Here is a 17337-nt window from a genome sequence, read left to right as displayed (position 1 = left end):
CGCGGTCAGCGTCGTCTTGCCGTGGTCAACGTGGCCAATCGTGCCGATGTTGACATGCGGTTTATTACGCTCAAACTTTTCCTTTGCCATTGCAAAGCTCCTTTTTTCTTACGGATGGTGGGATCAAACCCCACCCTACAGTGGAATGGGTAGGGCGGGGTAAACCCCGCCACCCGGTCTTATGCGTATTTTGCCTGGATCTCGTCCGAGATGTTCTGCGGAACCGGATCGTAGTGGTCGAACTGCATGGTGAACTGGGCACGGCCCGACGACATCGAACGCAGAGTGTTGATGTAGCCGAACATGTTGGCCAGCGGCACGAACGCGTCGATCGCGATGGCGTTACCGCGCGGCTCTTGTCCAGACACCTGGCCACGACGCGATGTCAGGTCGCCGATGATACCGCCGGTGTATTCTTCCGGGGTGATCACTTCGACCTTCATGATCGGTTCCAGCAGTTTCGCGCCAGCTTTGCGCATACCTTCGCGCATGCACATCCGGGCGGCGATTTCAAAGGCCAGAACGCTGGAGTCCACGTCGTGGAACTTACCGTCGATCAGGGCAACCTTGAAGTCGATCACCGGGAAACCGGCCAGCGGGCCCGAGTCCATGACCGAATTGATGCCTTTTTCAACGCCCGGAATGTATTCCTTGGGCACCGAACCACCAACAATGCGGCTTTCGAACGAATAGCCTTCGGCAGGTTCTGTCGGCGAGATGATCAACTTCACTTCGGCGAACTGACCCGAACCACCCGACTGTTTCTTGTGGGTGTAGGTATGCTCAACCTCGTGACCGATGGTCTCACGGTAAGCCACCTGCGGTGCACCGATGTTCGCTTCGACCTTGAACTCGCGCTTGAGACGGTCCACCAGGATGTCCAGGTGAAGTTCGCCCATGCCCTTCATGATGGTCTGACCGGATTCGATATCGGTCTCCACGCGGAAGGACGGGTCTTCGGCGGCCAGACGGGCCAAGCCTTGCGACATCTTCTCCTGGTCGCCCTTGGTTTTGGGCTCGACCGCGATCTCGATCACCGGATCGGGGAAGGTCATGGTTTCCAGAACCACCGGATCCTTCGCGTCACACAGGGTGTCACCCGTGGTGGTGTCTTTCAGACCCGCCAGCGCGATGATGTCGCCTGCAAACGCTTCTTCGATCTCTTCCCGGTTGTTCGAGTGCATCATCATCATACGACCGATGCGCTCTTTCTTACCTTTGGTCGAGTTCAGGATCGAGTCACCTTTGTTCATGGTGCCCGAGTAGACCCGGGTGAAGGTCAGCGAGCCGACGAAGGGGTCGTTCATGATTTTGAACGCCAGGCCCGAGAAGGCCATGTTGTCGTCCGCACGACGGGCGATGTTACGAACTTCTTCCTCGTCGCCGGGTTTGAAGCCCATGTAGTCGACAACGTCCAGCGGGCTGGGCAGATAGTCGATTACTGCGTTGAGCAGCGGCTGAACGCCCTTGTTCTTGAAGGCCGAGCCACCCAGAACCGGAACGAAGTGCAGCGCCAGCGTGCCCTTGCGCAGCAGTTTGCGCAGGGTTGCGACGTCGGGTTCTTCACCTTCCAGGTACATCATCATCGCGTCGTCGTCTTCTTCGACGGCCGCTTCGATCATCTTGCCGCGCCATTCTTCAGCCATGTCTTTCAGGCTGTCGCGGATCGGCGCCTTGACCCAGCTTGCGCCCAGATCTTCGCCCTGCCACAGCCACTCTTCCATGGTGACCAGGTCGATCAGACCTTCCAGCTCGGACTCGGCACCGATCGGAATACCAACCGGAACAGCACGTGCGCCGGTGCGGTCTTCGATCATGCGAACGCAGTTGAAGAAGTCTGCGCCGATCTTGTCCATCTTGTTGACGAAAACCATACGCGGAACCTTGTAGCGGTCAGCCTGACGCCACACGGTTTCGGTCTGGGGTTCAACACCGGCGTTTGCGTCCAGAACGCAGACGGCACCGTCGAGAACCGCCAGCGAACGTTCAACTTCGATGGTGAAGTCAACGTGGCCGGGGGTGTCGATGATGTTCAGGCGGTGCTTGGGGGTATCGGCGGTCTGACCGTCCTCGGTGCGCTCCCAGAACGTGGTGGTCGCAGCCGAAGTGATGGTGATGCCGCGTTCCTGCTCCTGCTCCATCCAGTCCATGGTGGCTGCACCATCGTGCACCTCACCGATGTTGTGGGATTTACCAGTGTAATACAGGATACGCTCCGAGCAGGTGGTCTTACCTGCGTCGATGTGCGCCATGATACCGAAGTTGCGGTAAAGTTCGAGCGGATATTCGCGTGCCATTGGTCTAAGCCTCTCGGATTACCAACGATAATGGCTGAAGGCTTTGTTCGCCTCGGCCATCTTGTGGGTGTCTTCGCGTTTCTTGACGGCGGTACCGCGGGACTGAACGGCGTCCAGCAGTTCGCCGGCAAGGCGCTCTTCCATGGTATTTTCGTTACGGCCGCGCGCGGCAGTGATCAGCCAGCGGATGGCCAGTGCTTCGCGGCGCTCGGGGCGCACTTCGACCGGAACCTGATAGGTTGCACCACCAACTCGGCGCGAGCGGACCTCGACCGACGGTTTGATGTTGTCGAGCGCTTCGTGGAACACTTCGACCGGCGCGCGCTTGATCTTGTTCTCGACGCGGTCAAAAGCGTTGTAGACGATGCGCTCTGCGACCGACTTCTTGCCGTCGATCATCAGGTTGTTCATGAATTTGGTCAGAACCTTGTCGCCAAATTTGGCGTCAGGCAGGACTTCGCGTTTTTCGGCGGCGTGACGACGTGACATATCAGCCTCTCCTTCTTACTTGGGACGCTTCGCGCCGTATTTCGAACGGCGTTGCTTACGGTCTTTGACGCCCTGGGTATCCAGAACACCGCGCAGGATGTGGTAACGCACACCGGGAAGGTCTTTTACCCGGCCGCCACGGATCAGAACAACCGAGTGTTCCTGCAGGTTGTGGCTTTCACCGGGGATGTACGAGATGACCTCGAACCCGTTGGTCAGGCGCACCTTGGCAACCTTACGCATAGCCGAGTTCGGCTTTTTAGGCGTGGTGGTGTACACGCGGGTGCAGACGCCGCGTTTCTGCGGGCACTGCTCCAGGTGCATGGACTTCGAGCGTTTTACTTTGGGCTGCCGCGGTTTGCGGATCAGCTGTTGAATAGTTGGCATTCCGGTTTCTTCCCCGTTTTGCAACACATATGACATGCACGCGCGTTGCGTGCGGCTAAATTCGCTGCACTCATGCGTCCACAAGCGCAAAACCCGCGAGCGTTCCCATTCCGAGGTGAACGTCGCGGTTGGTTATCAGAGGACGCGAACTGCAAAATTGTCCGGGTCTTGACCAGTTCATTACTGGAATCGGTTTTGGGGCGGCCCCCGGCACCGAGATGACGCGCGTAATAGGGGGAGTCGGGCAAAGTGTCAACAGCCCGGCCCAGATCCACCCGGGTAACGCGGCACCCGGCGCTGATATCACCCTTTTCAACCACGGACCAGGTTGGCGCTGAGCGGTTGAAGACGATAGCGGCGATGGGCATAGTCCGCTGAAAATTGTCGCCGTTGGAAGCTACTGATGCAAGTTCTAGGCCTGTGCCGTTTTTCCTACCCCGCGCTTGGGGGGTTTCAGGTCGAACATGACACTGTCGAGGACAGGGTGCGCTATCTGTATCGCCGCGACCGGCTGGAACAGAGGTTCCACCTGTTCGAAACCGTGGCCTTGCCGGGCTTGCGCGCGCAAACCGACCAGGATTTCACATTCCTCATCGTAATCGGAGACAGCCTGCCGCAACCGGATCGCGACCGGCTGCACGATCTGACCGCCGGAATGCCTCAGATCAGAATCATCGCCCAGCCGCCGCGCCCACATCGGGAGGTGATGAAGGAAATCCTGAATGCCGCGCGGCGATCACCGGATAAGCCCTGTCTGCAGTTCCGCCACGACGACGACGACGCGGTCGCGGTGGATTTTGTCGCGCGATTTCGGCAGGCCGCCAGTGATTGCAGCGGGCTGCTGCGACGCAACAAGGCGGTGGCGGTCGATTTCAACCGGGGCTATTTGACTGAATTTCACCGCAGCGGCATTCACGTTTCCGAGCAGATCAAGCCATTTCTCGGAGTGGCGCTGGGGATGTATGTCCGCGGTGGTTGCCCGCTGACGATCATGAATTTCGCCCATAACAAGATCGCCCGGTTCATGCCTGCCGTGAGCTTTTCGGATACGCCGATGTGGGTGCGGTCCTACAATGGCCATAACGACTCGAGTCGGACACAGGTGCGGAGGGTCGGGGGCTCGCCCCTGACCGGCGAGCACAAGAGCGAATTCGCCAACCGGTTCGCAATAGATGTCGATCAGGTTCGAACGCGGGTTTTCACCCCCTGACCGCGCGTTCCCGAAACAGGGTGAACAGGCCCGCGCCCACCACAAGTGCCCCGCCAAACAGGGTCGTCGGGTCGGGCCAGTCGCCAAACATCAGCCAGCCGAGAAGCAGCGCCCAGAGCAGGCCTGAATACCGAAACGGAGCGACGAAACCGACCTCGCCCACGCGCATCACCATGACGCTGAACATATACCCCAGCAACACGAGAACCGCCGCCGACACAATCATGGCACCCGTGGCCGCCGATACCGGCACCCACTCCGTGGTCAGCGAGGCAAACGCCGCCACGATGGTTATGGAAATCGAGGTTGCCAGGGTCACAACCATCGACGGTACGGCGGCGGACATGCGCCGGGTCAGAAGATCCCGGGCGGTGATCAAGGCAACCGCCGCCAAAGCATAGAGCGCGTAGATGTTGAATCCGTCCGGGCCGGGCCGGACGATCAGCAACATGCCCGCAAATCCGACGGCAATCGCGGTCGCGCGCCGCCATCCGACGGTTTCCTTGAAAATGAGAGCCGCCCCCAGGGTCACCGTCAACGGCAGCGCCTGTAAAACCGCCGTCACATTGGCGAGCGGCATGTGCAGAAGCGCACTCAGGAAAAAGAATGTGACGCCGATCTCGCAGAGACAGCGGAGCAGCATCATGATCTTGTCACTGAGGGGGAAATTCAGATGCAGCGCCCCAAGGTGGCGCGCCAGAATATAGATCATTGTGGTGGCCAGAACGCCCCGCATGGTGACAAGTTGAAACAGGGGCAGGTCCGCCCCGACGGCTTTGACAATGGCGTCGTTGACCGTGAACGCCGCCATGCTGCACATCATCAGGGTTGCACCTGTCAGATTTGGTGCCATCTGCTGCCACTCCATGGTTCTGGAATGATCTGCCCGGAGGCCGACGTTCGACTGCAATTCTTCGGCATGCTCGTGCCGGCAAAAATCTGTTTGTCCATGCGTCACCTGCGCCCGTTCTGATCAGCCAACTGAACCGCACCCATCCGAACAGGAAAATCCCGGGTCGGCAAATCTCAAAAAAAAGACCCCGCAGGCATGCGGGGTCTTTCGGTCTTGATCGGGCGAAGCTTATTCGCGGCTTTCCGGAGTATCGACCAGAGTGTCGAACTCGTCCCCGATGATATCGTCATCCATGATCGGAGCAGCCAGGGCAGCGGCCGCTTCGGCCTCTTCCCGGCGGGCTTCGATCACCACGTTATCGCGGGTCTGTGCAATGTGGCGGACGCGCTGGGTGGCACCGCCGGTACCTGCCGGGATCAGACGGCCCACGATGACGTTTTCCTTGAGGCCGACCAGCTTGTCCTTCTTGCCCTGAACCGAGGCTTCGGTCAGCACGCGGGTGGTCTCCTGGAAGGATGCCGCCGAGATGAACGAACGCGTCTGCAGCGAGGCTTTGGTGATCCCCAGCAGGATCGGTTGACCCTGGGCCGGACGTCCACCGCGTGCGATGGTCTTTTCGTTGGCCGCGTCAAACTCCTGCTTGTCGACGTGTTCGCCCTTCAGCAGGGTGGTGTCGCCAGAATCCAGGATCTCCCACTTCTGCAGCATCTGGCGAACGATCACCTCGATGTGCTTGTCGTTGATCTTCACGCCCTGCAGACGATAAACGTCCTGAACCTCGTCGATCATGTAATCCGCCAACGCTTCGACACCCATGATGGACAGGATGTCATGCGGGGCCGGGTTACCGTCCATCAGGTATTCACCCTTCTGGATGAAGTCGCCTTCCGCGACCGGGATATGTTTGCCCTTGGGCACCATATACTCGATCGTTTCCATCGACTCGTCCGCCGGTTCGATGCTGATGCGGCGCTTGTTCTTGTAGTCGCGGCCAAAGCGCACGTAACCATCGGCTTCGGCGATGATCGCGTGATCCTTGGGACGACGCGCTTCGAACAGTTCGGCCACACGCGGCAGACCACCGGTGATGTCCTTGGTCTTGGCGCCTTCACGTGGGATACGCGCAACGACTTCGCCGGCTTCGATCTGCTGGCCATCTTCGACCGACAGGATCGCGTCCACCGACATCGGATAGTGAACCGGGTTGCCCGCGTCGTTGCGGACCGGCTCACCATCTTCGCCGACCAGAATGATCTCGGGCTTCAGGTCGCTGCCTTTCGGGGCGGCGCGCCAGTCGATCACGATTTTCTGGGTCATACCGGTTGCATCGTCGGTCTCGTCGCGGACGGCAAGGCCCGAAACAAGGTCGACATATTTCGCGGTACCGGCTTTCTCGGCAATGATCGGCAGGGTGTAGGGATCCCATTCGAACAGCTTGTCGCCGCGCGAGACCTTGGTGCCGTCCTTGACGAACAGCTTGGAGCCGTAACCCAGCTTGAAGCTGGCCCGCTCTTCGCCGTGTTCGTCGTTGATCACCAGCTTCATGTTCCGGCCCATGACCAGGCTTTCGCCTGCGGCATTGACCAGAATCTGCGGGTTCTCGAACGCAACGACACCATCCTGGCTGGCTTCCTGGAACGACTGCTGGCCACCTTGCGCAACACCACCGATGTGGAATGTCCGCATCGTCAGCTGCGTACCGGGCTCACCGATGGACTGGGCGGCGATGATGCCGACAGCCTCACCCGTGTTCACCATGGTACCGCGTGCAAGGTCACGACCGTAGCAGGTGGCACAAACGCCTTCCTCGGACTCACAGGTCAGCGGCGAGCGGATGCGCATCGACGCAACGGCGGCCTCATCAATGGTGTCGGCCATACGTTCGTCGATCAACTGACCCGCAGCGACCAGAACCTCATCCGTTCCCGGACGCAGAACGTCATCTGCAGATACACGGCCCAGCACACGTTCGGCCAGCGAGGCAACAACTTCACCGTCGTTGACCGCAGCTTCGGCAGTGATCGCGCGCTCGGTGCCACAATCGATCTCACGAACGATGCAGTCCTGTGCCACGTCCACCAGACGACGGGTCAGGTAACCCGAGTTCGCCGTCTTCAGAGCGGTATCCGACAGACCCTTACGAGCGCCGTGGGTCGAGTTGAAGTACTCGAGAACGGTCAGACCTTCCTTGAAGTTCGAGATGATCGGCGTCTCGATGATGTCACCGTTCGGCTTGGCCATCAGGCCACGCATACCACCCAGCTGTTTCATCTGAGTGACCGAGCCACGCGCACCCGAATGGGCCATCATGTAGACCGAGTTCGGTTCCTGCTCGGATCCGTCCTCCGCCCGATCCGACGACGAGATCGTGCTCATCATCGCTTCGGTGACGCGGTCGTTACACTTGGACCAGGCATCGACAACCTTGTTGTACTTTTCGCCCTGAGTGATCAGGCCGTCCATGTACTGCTGTTCAAAGTCCTTCACCTGACCGCGGGTGTCATCGACGATGCCCCACTTGTCGTCCGGGATGACCATGTCGTCCTTACCGAACGAGATACCGGCCTTGAACGCTTCCTTGAAACCCATCGACATGATCTGGTCACAGAAGATGACCGACTCTTTCTGACCGCAGTAGCGGTAGACGGTGTCGATCACCTGCTGCACTTCTTTCTTCCGCAGCAGGCGGTTGACCAGCTCGAACGGCGCCTTGTTGTTCATAGGCAGCAACGCACCCAGACGCAGACGGCCGGGAGTGGTTTCATAGCGCTTCTGAACTTCGTTGCCCTCATCGTCGATCTGCGCGATCCGCGCGGTGATCTTGGTGTGCAGATGCACCTCACCCGCGTCCAGCGCGTGCTGAACTTCTTCGATCGAGCCAAAGACCTTGCCTTCTCCCGGCATGCCTTCGCGTTCCAGGGTCACATAGTACAGACCCAGGATCATATCCTGCGACGGAACGATGATCGGCGCGCCGTTTGCGGGCGACAGAACGTTGTTCGTCGACATCATCAGAACGCGGGCTTCCAGCTGTGCCTCAAGGCTCAGCGGGACGTGAACGGCCATCTGGTCACCGTCAAAGTCGGCGTTAAAGGCCGAACAGACCAGCGGGTGCAGCTGGATGGCTTTACCTTCGATCAGAACCGGCTCGAACGCCTGAATGCCAAGACGGTGCAGCGTCGGCGCACGGTTCAGCATGACAGGGTGTTCGCGGATCACCTCGTCGAGGATATCCCACACTTCGGGGCGCTCTTTCTCGACCAGTTTCTTCGCCTGTTTCACGGTCGAAGACAGACCTTTGGCTTCAAGGCGCGAGTAGATGAACGGCTTGAACAGCTCCAGCGCCATCTTCTTGGGCAGACCACACTGGTGCAGCTTGAGCTCCGGACCGGTCACGATGACCGAACGGCCCGAGAAGTCGACGCGCTTACCCAGAAGGTTCTGACGGAAGCGGCCCTGCTTACCTTTCAGCATGTCCGACAGCGATTTCAGCGGACGTTTGTTGGCGCCGGTGATCACGCGGCCACGACGGCCGTTGTCGAACAGAGCGTCAACGGATTCCTGCAGCATCCGCTTTTCGTTGCGGACGATGATGTCAGGCGCGCGCAGTTCGATCAGACGCTTCAGGCGGTTGTTCCGGTTGATGACGCGGCGATACAGATCGTTCAGGTCCGAAGTCGCAAAACGGCCACCATCCAGCGGAACCAGCGGACGCAGTTCCGGCGGAATGACCGGGATCACGGTCATGACCATCCATTCGGGCCGGTTGCCCGACTCGAGGAAGGATTCAACAACCTTCAGACGCTTGATGATCTTCTTGGGCTTCAGTTCGCCGGTTGCTTCGGCCAGATCAGCGCGCAGCTGCTCGGCTTCGGCTTCCAGATCGATCTGGGCCAGCATCTCACGGATCGCTTCGGCACCGATATTCGCGGTGAACGCGTCCATGCCATAGGCATCCTGCGCGTCCATGAACTCTTCCTCGGTCAGCATCTGGCCGTAGGTCAGGTCGGTCAGGCCGGGCTCGATGACGACATAGTTTTCAAAGTACAGAACGCGTTCCAGATCGCGCAGCGTCATGTCCAGCATCAGACCGATGCGGGACGGCAGCGACTTCAGGAACCAGATATGCGCGACGGGCGCGGCCAGTTCGATATGGCCCATACGCTCGCGGCGGACTTTCTGCAGGGTGACTTCCACGCCGCATTTTTCGCAGACAACGCCGCGATACTTCATCCGCTTATATTTGCCGCACAGACATTCGTAGTCTTTGATCGGGCCAAAGATACGCGCACAGAACAGACCGTCACGCTCGGGCTTGAACGTCCGGTAGTTGATGGTTTCGGGTTTCTTGATCTCGCCATAGGACCAAGACAGAATCCGTTCCGGGCTGGCCAACGAGACCTTGATCTCGTCAAAGACCTTCGGCGGCGTCAGCGGGTTGAACGGGTTGTTGGTGATTTCCTGGTTCATTTTGATACCTCAAATTTTGCGGAAGGGGGGACGGGAGGAAGGGCCGAAGCCCTTACTCCTCAACCTCCGCATCCAGGAGTTCCATATTCAGGCCGAGGCCACGGACTTCTTTCACCAGAACGTTGAACGATTCCGGTACGCCCGCTTCAAAGTTATCCTCGCCCTTGACGATCGACTCATAGACCTTGGTCCGGCCGGCGACGTCATCCGATTTCACGGTGAGCATCTCCTGCAGGGTGTAGGCGGCGCCGTAAGCTTCCAGAGCCCAGACTTCCATCTCACCAAAGCGCTGACCACCAAACTGCGCCTTACCACCCAGCGGCTGCTGGGTAACCAGGCTGTACGGCCCGGTCGAACGCGCGTGGATCTTGTCGTCCACAAGGTGGTGCAGTTTCAGCAGGTACTTGATGCCCACGGTCACCGGACGTGCGAATTGCTCACCCGTACGACCGTCGAACAGGATCGACTGACCGCTTTGCGAGAAGCCCGCACGCACCAGCGCGTCGTTGACGTCTGCCTCTTTGGCGCCGTCAAAGACCGGGGTCGCGATCGGAACACCGCGGGTCACGTTGCCCGCTGCTTCGACCAGCGTATCCTCGTCCATGCCGGTGATGCCTTCTTCGTAGACATCTTCGCCATAGGCCAGCTTCATTGCTTCGCGTACCGGGGTCAGGTCGCCGGAACGGCGGTATTCACCCAGCGCGTCGTCGATGTTCAGCCCCAGACCGCGTGCGGCCCAACCCATGTGGGTTTCAAGGATCTGGCCAACGTTCATACGCGAAGGCACACCCAGCGGGTTCAGACAGAAGTCGACCGGTGTACCATCGGCCAGGAACGGCATGTCTTCCATCGGAACAACCTTGGAGATCACACCTTTGTTCCCGTGACGACCGGCCATCTTGTCACCTGGCTGCAGCTTGCGCTTCACGGCGATGAAGACTTTGACCATCTTCATCACACCCGGCGGCAGGTCGTCGCCACGGCGGACTTTCTCGACCTTGTCCTCGAAACGGGCGTCCAGAGCACGCTTTTGCACTTCGTACTGCTCGTTCAGAGCCTCAACGATCTGTGCATCCTTCTCGTCTTCCAGCGCCAGCTGCCACCACTGACCACGGGTCAGGGTTTCCAGCAGCTCCTCGGTGATCGCCGACCCTGCCTTGACGCCTTTCGGGCCTTTGACAGCGGTTTTACCCAGGATCAGGCCCTGCAGACGCGCATAGATGTTGCGGTCAAGGATCGCCAGCTCGTCGTCCCGGTCACGGGCCAGACGTTCGACTTCCTCACGCTCGATCTGCAGCGCACGCTCGTCTTTCTCGACACCGTGACGGTTGAAGACACGAACCTCAACGACCGTACCGTAATCGCCCGGCTTCACGCGCAGCGAGGTGTCGCGCACGTCAGATGCTTTTTCACCAAAGATGGCGCGCAGCAGCTTTTCTTCCGGGGTCATCGGGCTTTCGCCCTTCGGAGTGATCTTGCCGACCAGAATATCACCCGGCTCAACATCCGCACCGATGTAAACGATGCCCGCCTCGTCGAGGTTGCGCAGCGCTTCTTCACCGACGTTCGGGATGTCACGAGTGATTTCTTCCGGACCCAGCTTGGTGTCACGGGCGGCGACTTCGAATTCCTCGATATGGACCGAGGTAAAGACGTCGTCACGCGCGATACGTTCCGAGATCAGGATCGAGTCTTCGTAGTTGTAACCGTTCCACGGCATGAACGCGACGACCACGTTCTTGCCCAGGGCCAGTTCACCCATATCGGTCGACGGACCGTCGGCAATGACCTCGCCCTTCTGGACGGTGTCACCCACCTTGATCAGCGGACGCTGGTTGATGCAGGTGTTCTGGTTCGAACGCTGGAACTTGCGCAGACGGTAAATGTCAACGCCAGCGTCGCCCAGTTCCAGATCCTCGGTGGCGCGGATCACGATACGCTGGGCATCGACCTGGTCGATGATGCCGGCACGTTTCGCCTGGATCGCAGCGCCCGAGTCGATCGCTACCTTTTCCTCGATCCCGGTGCCGATCAGCGGCGCCTCGGCCCGCAGCAGCGGAACCGCCTGACGTTGCATGTTCGAGCCCATCAGAGCGCGGTTGGCGTCGTCATTTTCAAGGAACGGGATCAGCGATGCGGCAACCGAAACCAGCTGTTTCGGCGACACGTCGATCAGATCAACGCTTTCGACCGGTGCCAGCGTATAGTCGCCGGCCTGACGGGTGTTGACCATCTCGTTGATGAACTTGCCGTCTGCATCCAGCGTCGCGTTGGCCTGCGCCACGGTGTGGCGCATTTCCTCGGTCGCGGACATGTAGTGAACTTCATCGGTCACCTGACCTTCGCTGACGACGCGATAGGGGGTTTCGATGAAGCCGTACTTGTTCACGCGGGCAAAGGTGGCCAGCGAGTTGATCAGACCGATGTTCGGACCTTCCGGCGTTTCAATCGGACACATCCGGCCATAGTGGGTCGGGTGAACGTCGCGCACCTCAAAACCCGCGCGCTCACGCGTCAGGCCGCCCGGGCCAAGCGCCGAGAGGCGGCGTTTGTGTGTGACTTCCGACAGCGGGTTGGTCTGGTCCATGAACTGCGACAGCTGCGACGAGCCAAAGAATTCGCGAACAGCAGCGGCTGCCGGTTTCGCGTTGATCAGGTCCTGCGGCATGACGGTGTCGATCTCGACCGACGACATACGCTCTTTGATCGCGCGCTCCATGCGCAGCAGGCCGACGCGGTACTGATTTTCCATCAGTTCGCCGACCGAACGCACACGACGGTTGCCCAAATGGTCGATGTCGTCCACGTCGCCTTTGCCGTCGCGCAGTTCCACCAGCGCCTTGATGCAGGCGACAATATCCTCGCGATCCAGTGTGCGCTGGGTATCGGGCTTGTCGAGTGCAAGACGCATGTTCATCTTGACCCGGCCCACGGCGGACAGATCATAGCGCTCGCTGTCGAAGAACAGGGTGTCGAACAGGGCCGAGGCGGCCTCGACGGTGGGCGGCTCGCCCGGGCGCATGACGCGGTAGATGTCCATGAGCGCGGTTTCGCGGTTCATGTTCTTGTCCTGCGCCATCGTGTTGCGCATGTAGGGGCCGACATTGACGTTGTCGATGTCCAGAACCGGAATGTCGGTAATGCCCGCGTCGATCAGCTCTTTCGCGGTGCCGCCGATCAGGTCGCCATCCTTGTCGTATTCCAGCGTCAGCTCGTCCCCGGCCTCGACATAGATCGCGCCGGTTTCCTCGTTGATGATATCCTTGGCGACGAACTTGCCAACGATGTGATCGAAGGGCACCAGCAGGTTGGTGACAACGCCATCTTCAATCAGTTTCTTGACCGCGCGCGGGGTGATCTTCTTGCCCGCTTCGGCAATGACCTCGCCCGAGGCCGCGTCGATCAGATCATAGGTGGGACGGGTGCCGCGCACGCGTTCGGGGAAGAACGGGGTGACCCAACCTTTCTTCTTGTCCAGCTTGTAGGAGATGGTGTTGTAATAGGCATCCATGATGCCTTCCTGGTCCAGACCCAGAGCATAAAGCAGCGTGGTCACCGGCAGTTTGCGGCGGCGGTCGATACGGGCGAACACGATGTCTTTGGCGTCGAATTCGAAGTCCAGCCAGCTGCCGCGATACGGGATGATGCGGCAGGCAAACAGCAACTTGCCCGAGCTATGAGTCTTGCCCTTGTCGTGGTCAAAGAACACACCGGGCGAACGGTGCATCTGGGACACGATCACACGCTCGGTGCCGTTCACGATGAAAGTACCGTTCGGCGTCATCAGGGGCATGTCGCCCATGAACACGTCCTGTTCCTTGATGTCCTTGACCGACTTGGCGCCGGTGTCTTCGTCAACATCAAACACGATCAGACGCAAGGTGACCTTCAGCGGCGCGCTGTAGGTCATGTCGCGCTGCATGCATTCTTCGACGTCATATTTGGGGTTTTCCAGATCGTATTTCACGAATTCCAGGACGGAGGTTTCGTTGAAATCCTTGATCGGGAAAACCGATTGGAACACACCTTTGATGCCTTCGCCGTCAGCGGGCTGCTCTGCATCGCCGGAGCGCAGGAAAAGATCATAAGAAGATTTCTGCACCTCAATGAGGTTCGGCATCTCCAGCACTTCGCGGATTTTGCCGTAATATTTACGAAGACGTTTCTGGCCAAGGAACGTTTGAGCCATGTCAGATGTCACCTTTCGATGTTCTCAGCGGGCAAAGACACCGTCGGGCCCCGGCGCCTTGCACATTCGAGACGACACGTCCGGATCAATTCATGGCCACCGTCCCGAAGGCGGCCTCCCGATCCGCGAACCGCGTCTTAGAAAACGCCCCCTCACGAGGCCCTTTCTAAGACAGGTTCGGCTGGACCCGGATTTCTCCGGGCCCAGCCAAATTCTGCGGCGCATCACCGATGCACCTGTCAAATGGCTTAGGCCAGTTCGACTTCGGCGCCAGCTGCTTCCAGCTTGCCTTTGACTTCTTCGGCTTCTTCTTTCGAAACGCCTTCTTTGATCTTGCCGCCGGCTTCGACCAGTTCCTTGGCTTCTTTCAGGCCCAGACCGGTGATGCCGCGAACTTCTTTGATGACGTTGATTTTCGAAGCGCCGGCGTTCTTCAGAACGACGTCGAATTCGGTTTTTTCTTCTTCGGCTGCGCCACCGGCGTCGCCACCGGCTGCCATGACGACTGCGCCACCGGCTGCGGGCTCAATGCCATATTCGTCTTTGAGGATGGTTTTCAGTTCTTGTGCTTCCAGCAGGGTCAGACCCACGATGCTTTCTGCGAGTGCTTTCAGATCAGCCATTGTATCAGCTCTTTCCGTTTACAGTGTGTGTTCCAACGTCAGGGTATTTACCCTACGCAGATCATTCAGTGCCAACCGCTTACGCAGCTTCCGCCTTCTCTTCGATGGTGGAAAGGATGCTTGCGATGTTGCTTGCAGGTGCGCCAATCGCGCCAGCGATGTTCGAAGCGGGTGCGCCAATGCACGACACGATCTGAGCAATAAGCTCCTCGCGCGACGGCATTTTCGACACGGCTTCGACGCCGGCACGGTCCAGAGCGTTCTCGCCCATTGCACCGCCAAGGATTTCGAATTTCTTGTTATCCTTGGCGAAGTCCTCGGCCACCTTGGCTGCTGCCACGGGGTCCTCGGAATAGGTCAGAACGGTCATCCCCGTCAGCAGGTCGGCCATGCTTTCACACGGCTTACCCTCAAGGGCGATTTTGGCGAGCCTGTTTTTGGCAACACGCACGGAACCCCCGGCTTCGCGCGCACGCGAACGCAGGTCCTGCATCTCGGCAACTGTCAGACCGGCGTAGTGGGCAACCACTACGACGCCAGAGCTTTCGAAGATTTGGCCGAGTTCCTCGACCACTTTCTCTTTCTGGGCTCTATCCACAGTTCTCTCCAAGTTTGGGATGATACATCACCCCGGCTCATATTTGCCGAGGGCAAAACCCCGGCGTTCAGGTCCGTTGTTACGGGATGGGCCAAAATTCGCCCGAGGATCGTGACCCTCAGAATTCTTTGGTCTTACCCGTCTCAGGCAGGGAATTAAGGGGCCGGATGGACCCACCCACCGTCTTGGACGAAACAAAATAAAGCGCACGACGAATCGCACGCTTTATTCCGCAGCTCTATTTAGGCCAGACAAGCGGGGTTTCCAAGGGGTAAATTTGGTCAATCGGCCGGAATTCGGGCGCTGCAAATGTGTGGAACGCGACCTTTCCAGCCATTTTTAAATGGCATCGCATCCGGAACCGGGACGCCGGTATATCCACTCGCCGCGCGGGAACATCTAAAGCGTCAAGGCACCGATCAGAGGAATGGCAAGTAGGCTCAAAGCGAAGGTGGCAATCAAAAGCGCCGATGCAACGGCTGCGTCGCACCCATATCTGGCAGCAATCACGACGGCCAGGGCACCTGAAGGCATCGCCGCCTCAACAATCAAAATACTCCGCTGGAAATCAGGCAGACCGAGAACAACGGCAAACCCGCCTGCGACCAATGGCTCCAGTACCAACTTGAGGAAGCAAACAAGTAAAAACAGACCCGCCATTCGCTTCACCCCGATCGGTCGAAGCATGAGTCCTATAGTAAAAGCCACCAGAAAAGTCAGCGAATCGGCTGCTATCGCAAGAAATGCGTTCAGCAATTGCGTCAACTTGGTGTCCTGCGGAACCCCCAAAAGAGAGGCAAAGATTCCAAGCAAAAAGGCGACAAAAATCGGAGATCTAATAAATGTTCGCAGTGCCGAACTAACACGGGGGCCATCTTCGGAACTCTCTCCGAAATAGCTTGCGATGGCGACACCGATGGTAAACAGGGGTAGAACCACACCGACCTCGCCCATAATCACCAATTGGCTCATGACCGCGCTGTTGTCACCGTAGATGTTCTGAATAAGCGAGTATCCGAGTGTCGATGTGCTTCCGACACCCGACACCAAAATAACCGAACCAAGGACAGGGCTATCCAGCTTCATCCGACGGCCTATCTGCCAGGCCACGCACATGACTATCGCAATTGCTGCAAACAGAATTGCGGCAAGTTTGAAATTTCCAAAATCAAATGGCTCGCGGCTTAAGTTTGCAAAAATCAGAGCGGGAAGCGCAAAATCCGTAATCAGCCGGGCAAAAACGCCCTGTTCATGCTCCTGGATAACGGCCCTGCGTTTGAACCAGACTGCTGCCCCAACCAATGCCAACAAGACAACAAAGGAGTCTATAAGACTTTCGAACTGCACCTTGTCATCGACTCCAACTGGCTAATCACAAAACCAACACCTGCTTTTACGAAGGATTTGAGGATCATAGCAAAAAACCTTCCGCGACGATATCCTGCGCCTCTTGTGGCACAAAACAAAAAAACCCGGGCGGTTCGCACCACCCGGGACCAATTTTCAACGTGAAGGCTGGGGCTTATTCGCTCGAAGCGGCAGCCACGTCCACGGTCACGCCGGGGCCCATGGTCGAGCTCAGCGCGATTTTCTTCATGTAGGTGCCCTTGGCGCCCGACGGCTTGGCCTTGGCAACGGCCGAGACAAAGGCACGGATGTTTTCAACCAGCTTGGCTTCGTCAAAGGATGCTTTGCCGACGCCTGCGTGCACGACGCCGCCTTTTTCCGCCTTGAACTGAACTTCGCCGCCCTTGGCTGCTTCCACGGCCGCTTTCACGTCCATGGTAACGGTGCCGACCTTTGGGTTCGGCATCAGGTTGCGCGGGCCGAGGATCTTACCCAGACGGCCAACGACCGGCATCATGTCCGGGGTCGCGATGCAGCGATCGAACTCGATGGTGCCGCCCTGGATGGTTTCCATCAGGTCCTCTGCGCCAACGATGTCCGCGCCAGCTTCTTTCGCCTCGTCCGCCTTGGGGCCACGTGCGAAAACAGCAACGCGCATTGCTTTACCGGTGCCGTTGGGCAGGCCGACAACGCCGCGAACCATCTGGTCTGCGTGACGGGTGTCGACGCCGAGGTTCATCGCGATTTCGACGGTTTCGTCGAATTTAGAGGTTGCATTGGCTTTGACCAGGGCAACTGCATCTTCGACCGACAGGTTTTCCTTGCCAGCGAATGCCTCGCGCGCGGCGCGGGTACGTTTACCGAGTTTTGCCAT

12 protein-coding genes are annotated in these 17337 nt (G+C 58.7%); 1 reads left to right on the top strand and 11 read right to left on the bottom strand.

Annotated features, from left to right (window positions below):
- The 4 genes from ACR0AO_RS08860 to rpsL form a co-directional block, all read right to left on the bottom strand.
- A partial coding sequence (locus ACR0AO_RS08860) for a GTP-binding protein (RefSeq protein ID WP_036223564.1) occupies positions 1 to 90 on the bottom strand: 90 nt, incomplete at its 3' end.
- 89 nt (positions 91 to 179) lie between these two features.
- On the bottom strand, positions 180 to 2297 hold the full coding sequence (gene fusA / locus ACR0AO_RS08855) for an elongation factor G (RefSeq protein WP_480602616.1): 2118 nt from the start codon (positions 2295 to 2297) through the stop codon (positions 180 to 182).
- A gap of 18 nt (positions 2298 to 2315) precedes the next feature.
- A complete protein-coding gene (gene rpsG / locus ACR0AO_RS08850) occupies positions 2316 to 2786 on the bottom strand; it encodes a 30S ribosomal protein S7 (protein WP_039529242.1) in 471 nt (156 codons plus the stop codon).
- Positions 2787 to 2801: 15 nt separating this feature from the next.
- Complete coding sequence (gene rpsL, locus ACR0AO_RS08845) at positions 2802 to 3173, bottom strand: 30S ribosomal protein S12 (protein WP_005621086.1); 372 nt, start codon at positions 3171 to 3173, stop codon at positions 2802 to 2804.
- Between the two features lie 403 nt (positions 3174 to 3576).
- Here rpsL and ACR0AO_RS08840 point away from each other — a divergent pair, with 403 nt between their 5' ends.
- Complete coding sequence (locus ACR0AO_RS08840) at positions 3577 to 4383, top strand: putative rhamnosyl transferase (protein ID WP_480602613.1); 807 nt, start codon at positions 3577 to 3579, stop codon at positions 4381 to 4383.
- Here ACR0AO_RS08840 and ACR0AO_RS08835 read toward each other — a convergent pair.
- The 7 genes from ACR0AO_RS08835 to rplA form a co-directional block, all read right to left on the bottom strand.
- Positions 4373 to 5236: a DMT family transporter gene (locus tag ACR0AO_RS08835; RefSeq protein WP_480602611.1), complete on the bottom strand. Its 864-nt coding sequence runs from the start codon at positions 5234 to 5236 to the stop codon at positions 4373 to 4375. The genes ACR0AO_RS08840 and ACR0AO_RS08835 overlap by 11 nt on opposite strands.
- A 228-nt stretch (positions 5237 to 5464) precedes the next feature.
- Positions 5465 to 9706 carry a DNA-directed RNA polymerase subunit beta' gene (rpoC, locus tag ACR0AO_RS08830; protein WP_480602609.1) on the bottom strand — a complete coding sequence of 1414 codons (4242 nt, stop codon included), beginning with the start codon at positions 9704 to 9706 and terminating at the stop codon, positions 5465 to 5467.
- A gap of 52 nt (positions 9707 to 9758) precedes the next feature.
- Complete coding sequence (gene rpoB, locus ACR0AO_RS08825; protein ID WP_480602604.1) at positions 9759 to 13895, bottom strand: DNA-directed RNA polymerase subunit beta; 4137 nt, start codon at positions 13893 to 13895, stop codon at positions 9759 to 9761.
- Positions 13896 to 14143: 248 nt separating this feature from the next.
- A complete protein-coding gene (gene rplL, locus ACR0AO_RS08820; RefSeq protein WP_170455057.1) occupies positions 14144 to 14518 on the bottom strand; it encodes a 50S ribosomal protein L7/L12 in 375 nt (124 codons plus the stop codon).
- A gap of 79 nt (positions 14519 to 14597) precedes the next feature.
- A complete protein-coding gene (gene rplJ, locus ACR0AO_RS08815) occupies positions 14598 to 15116 on the bottom strand; it encodes a 50S ribosomal protein L10 (RefSeq protein WP_480602601.1) in 519 nt (172 codons plus the stop codon).
- A 399-nt stretch (positions 15117 to 15515) separates the two neighbouring features.
- Positions 15516 to 16463 carry an AEC family transporter gene (locus ACR0AO_RS08810; RefSeq protein WP_480602599.1) on the bottom strand — a complete coding sequence of 316 codons (948 nt, stop codon included), beginning with the start codon at positions 16461 to 16463 and terminating at the stop codon, positions 15516 to 15518.
- A 175-nt stretch (positions 16464 to 16638) separates the two neighbouring features.
- On the bottom strand, positions 16639 to 17337 hold the full coding sequence (gene rplA / locus ACR0AO_RS08805; protein ID WP_480602596.1) for a 50S ribosomal protein L1: 699 nt from the start codon (positions 17335 to 17337) through the stop codon (positions 16639 to 16641).

It is taken from the genome of Ruegeria sp. AF8 (assembly GCF_056541825.1).
Note: the sequence above shows the minus strand (reverse complement) of the source record. Positions and strands in the feature narration are given on the sequence as shown.

Coding starts and splice junctions, on each gene's coding strand:
- rpoB (WP_480602604.1), bottom strand. CDS start 13,895: ATGGCTCAAACGTTCCTTGGCCAGAAACGTCTTCGTAAATATTACGGC.
- rplL (WP_170455057.1), bottom strand. CDS start 14,518: ATGGCTGATCTGAAAGCACTCGCAGAAAGCATCGTGGGTCTGACCCTG.
- ACR0AO_RS08835 (WP_480602611.1), bottom strand. CDS start 5,236: ATGGCACCAAATCTGACAGGTGCAACCCTGATGATGTGCAGCATGGCG.
- rpsG (WP_039529242.1), bottom strand. CDS start 2,786: ATGTCACGTCGTCACGCCGCCGAAAAACGCGAAGTCCTGCCTGACGCC.
- ACR0AO_RS08840 (WP_480602613.1), top strand. CDS start 3,577: ATGCAAGTTCTAGGCCTGTGCCGTTTTTCCTACCCCGCGCTTGGGGGG.
- rplA (WP_480602596.1), bottom strand. CDS start 17,337: ATGGCAAAACTCGGTAAACGTACCCGCGCCGCGCGCGAGGCATTCGCT.
- rpoC (WP_480602609.1), bottom strand. CDS start 9,706: ATGAACCAGGAAATCACCAACAACCCGTTCAACCCGCTGACGCCGCCG.
- fusA (WP_480602616.1), bottom strand. CDS start 2,297: ATGGCACGCGAATATCCGCTCGAACTTTACCGCAACTTCGGTATCATG.
- rpsL (WP_005621086.1), bottom strand. CDS start 3,173: ATGCCAACTATTCAACAGCTGATCCGCAAACCGCGGCAGCCCAAAGTA.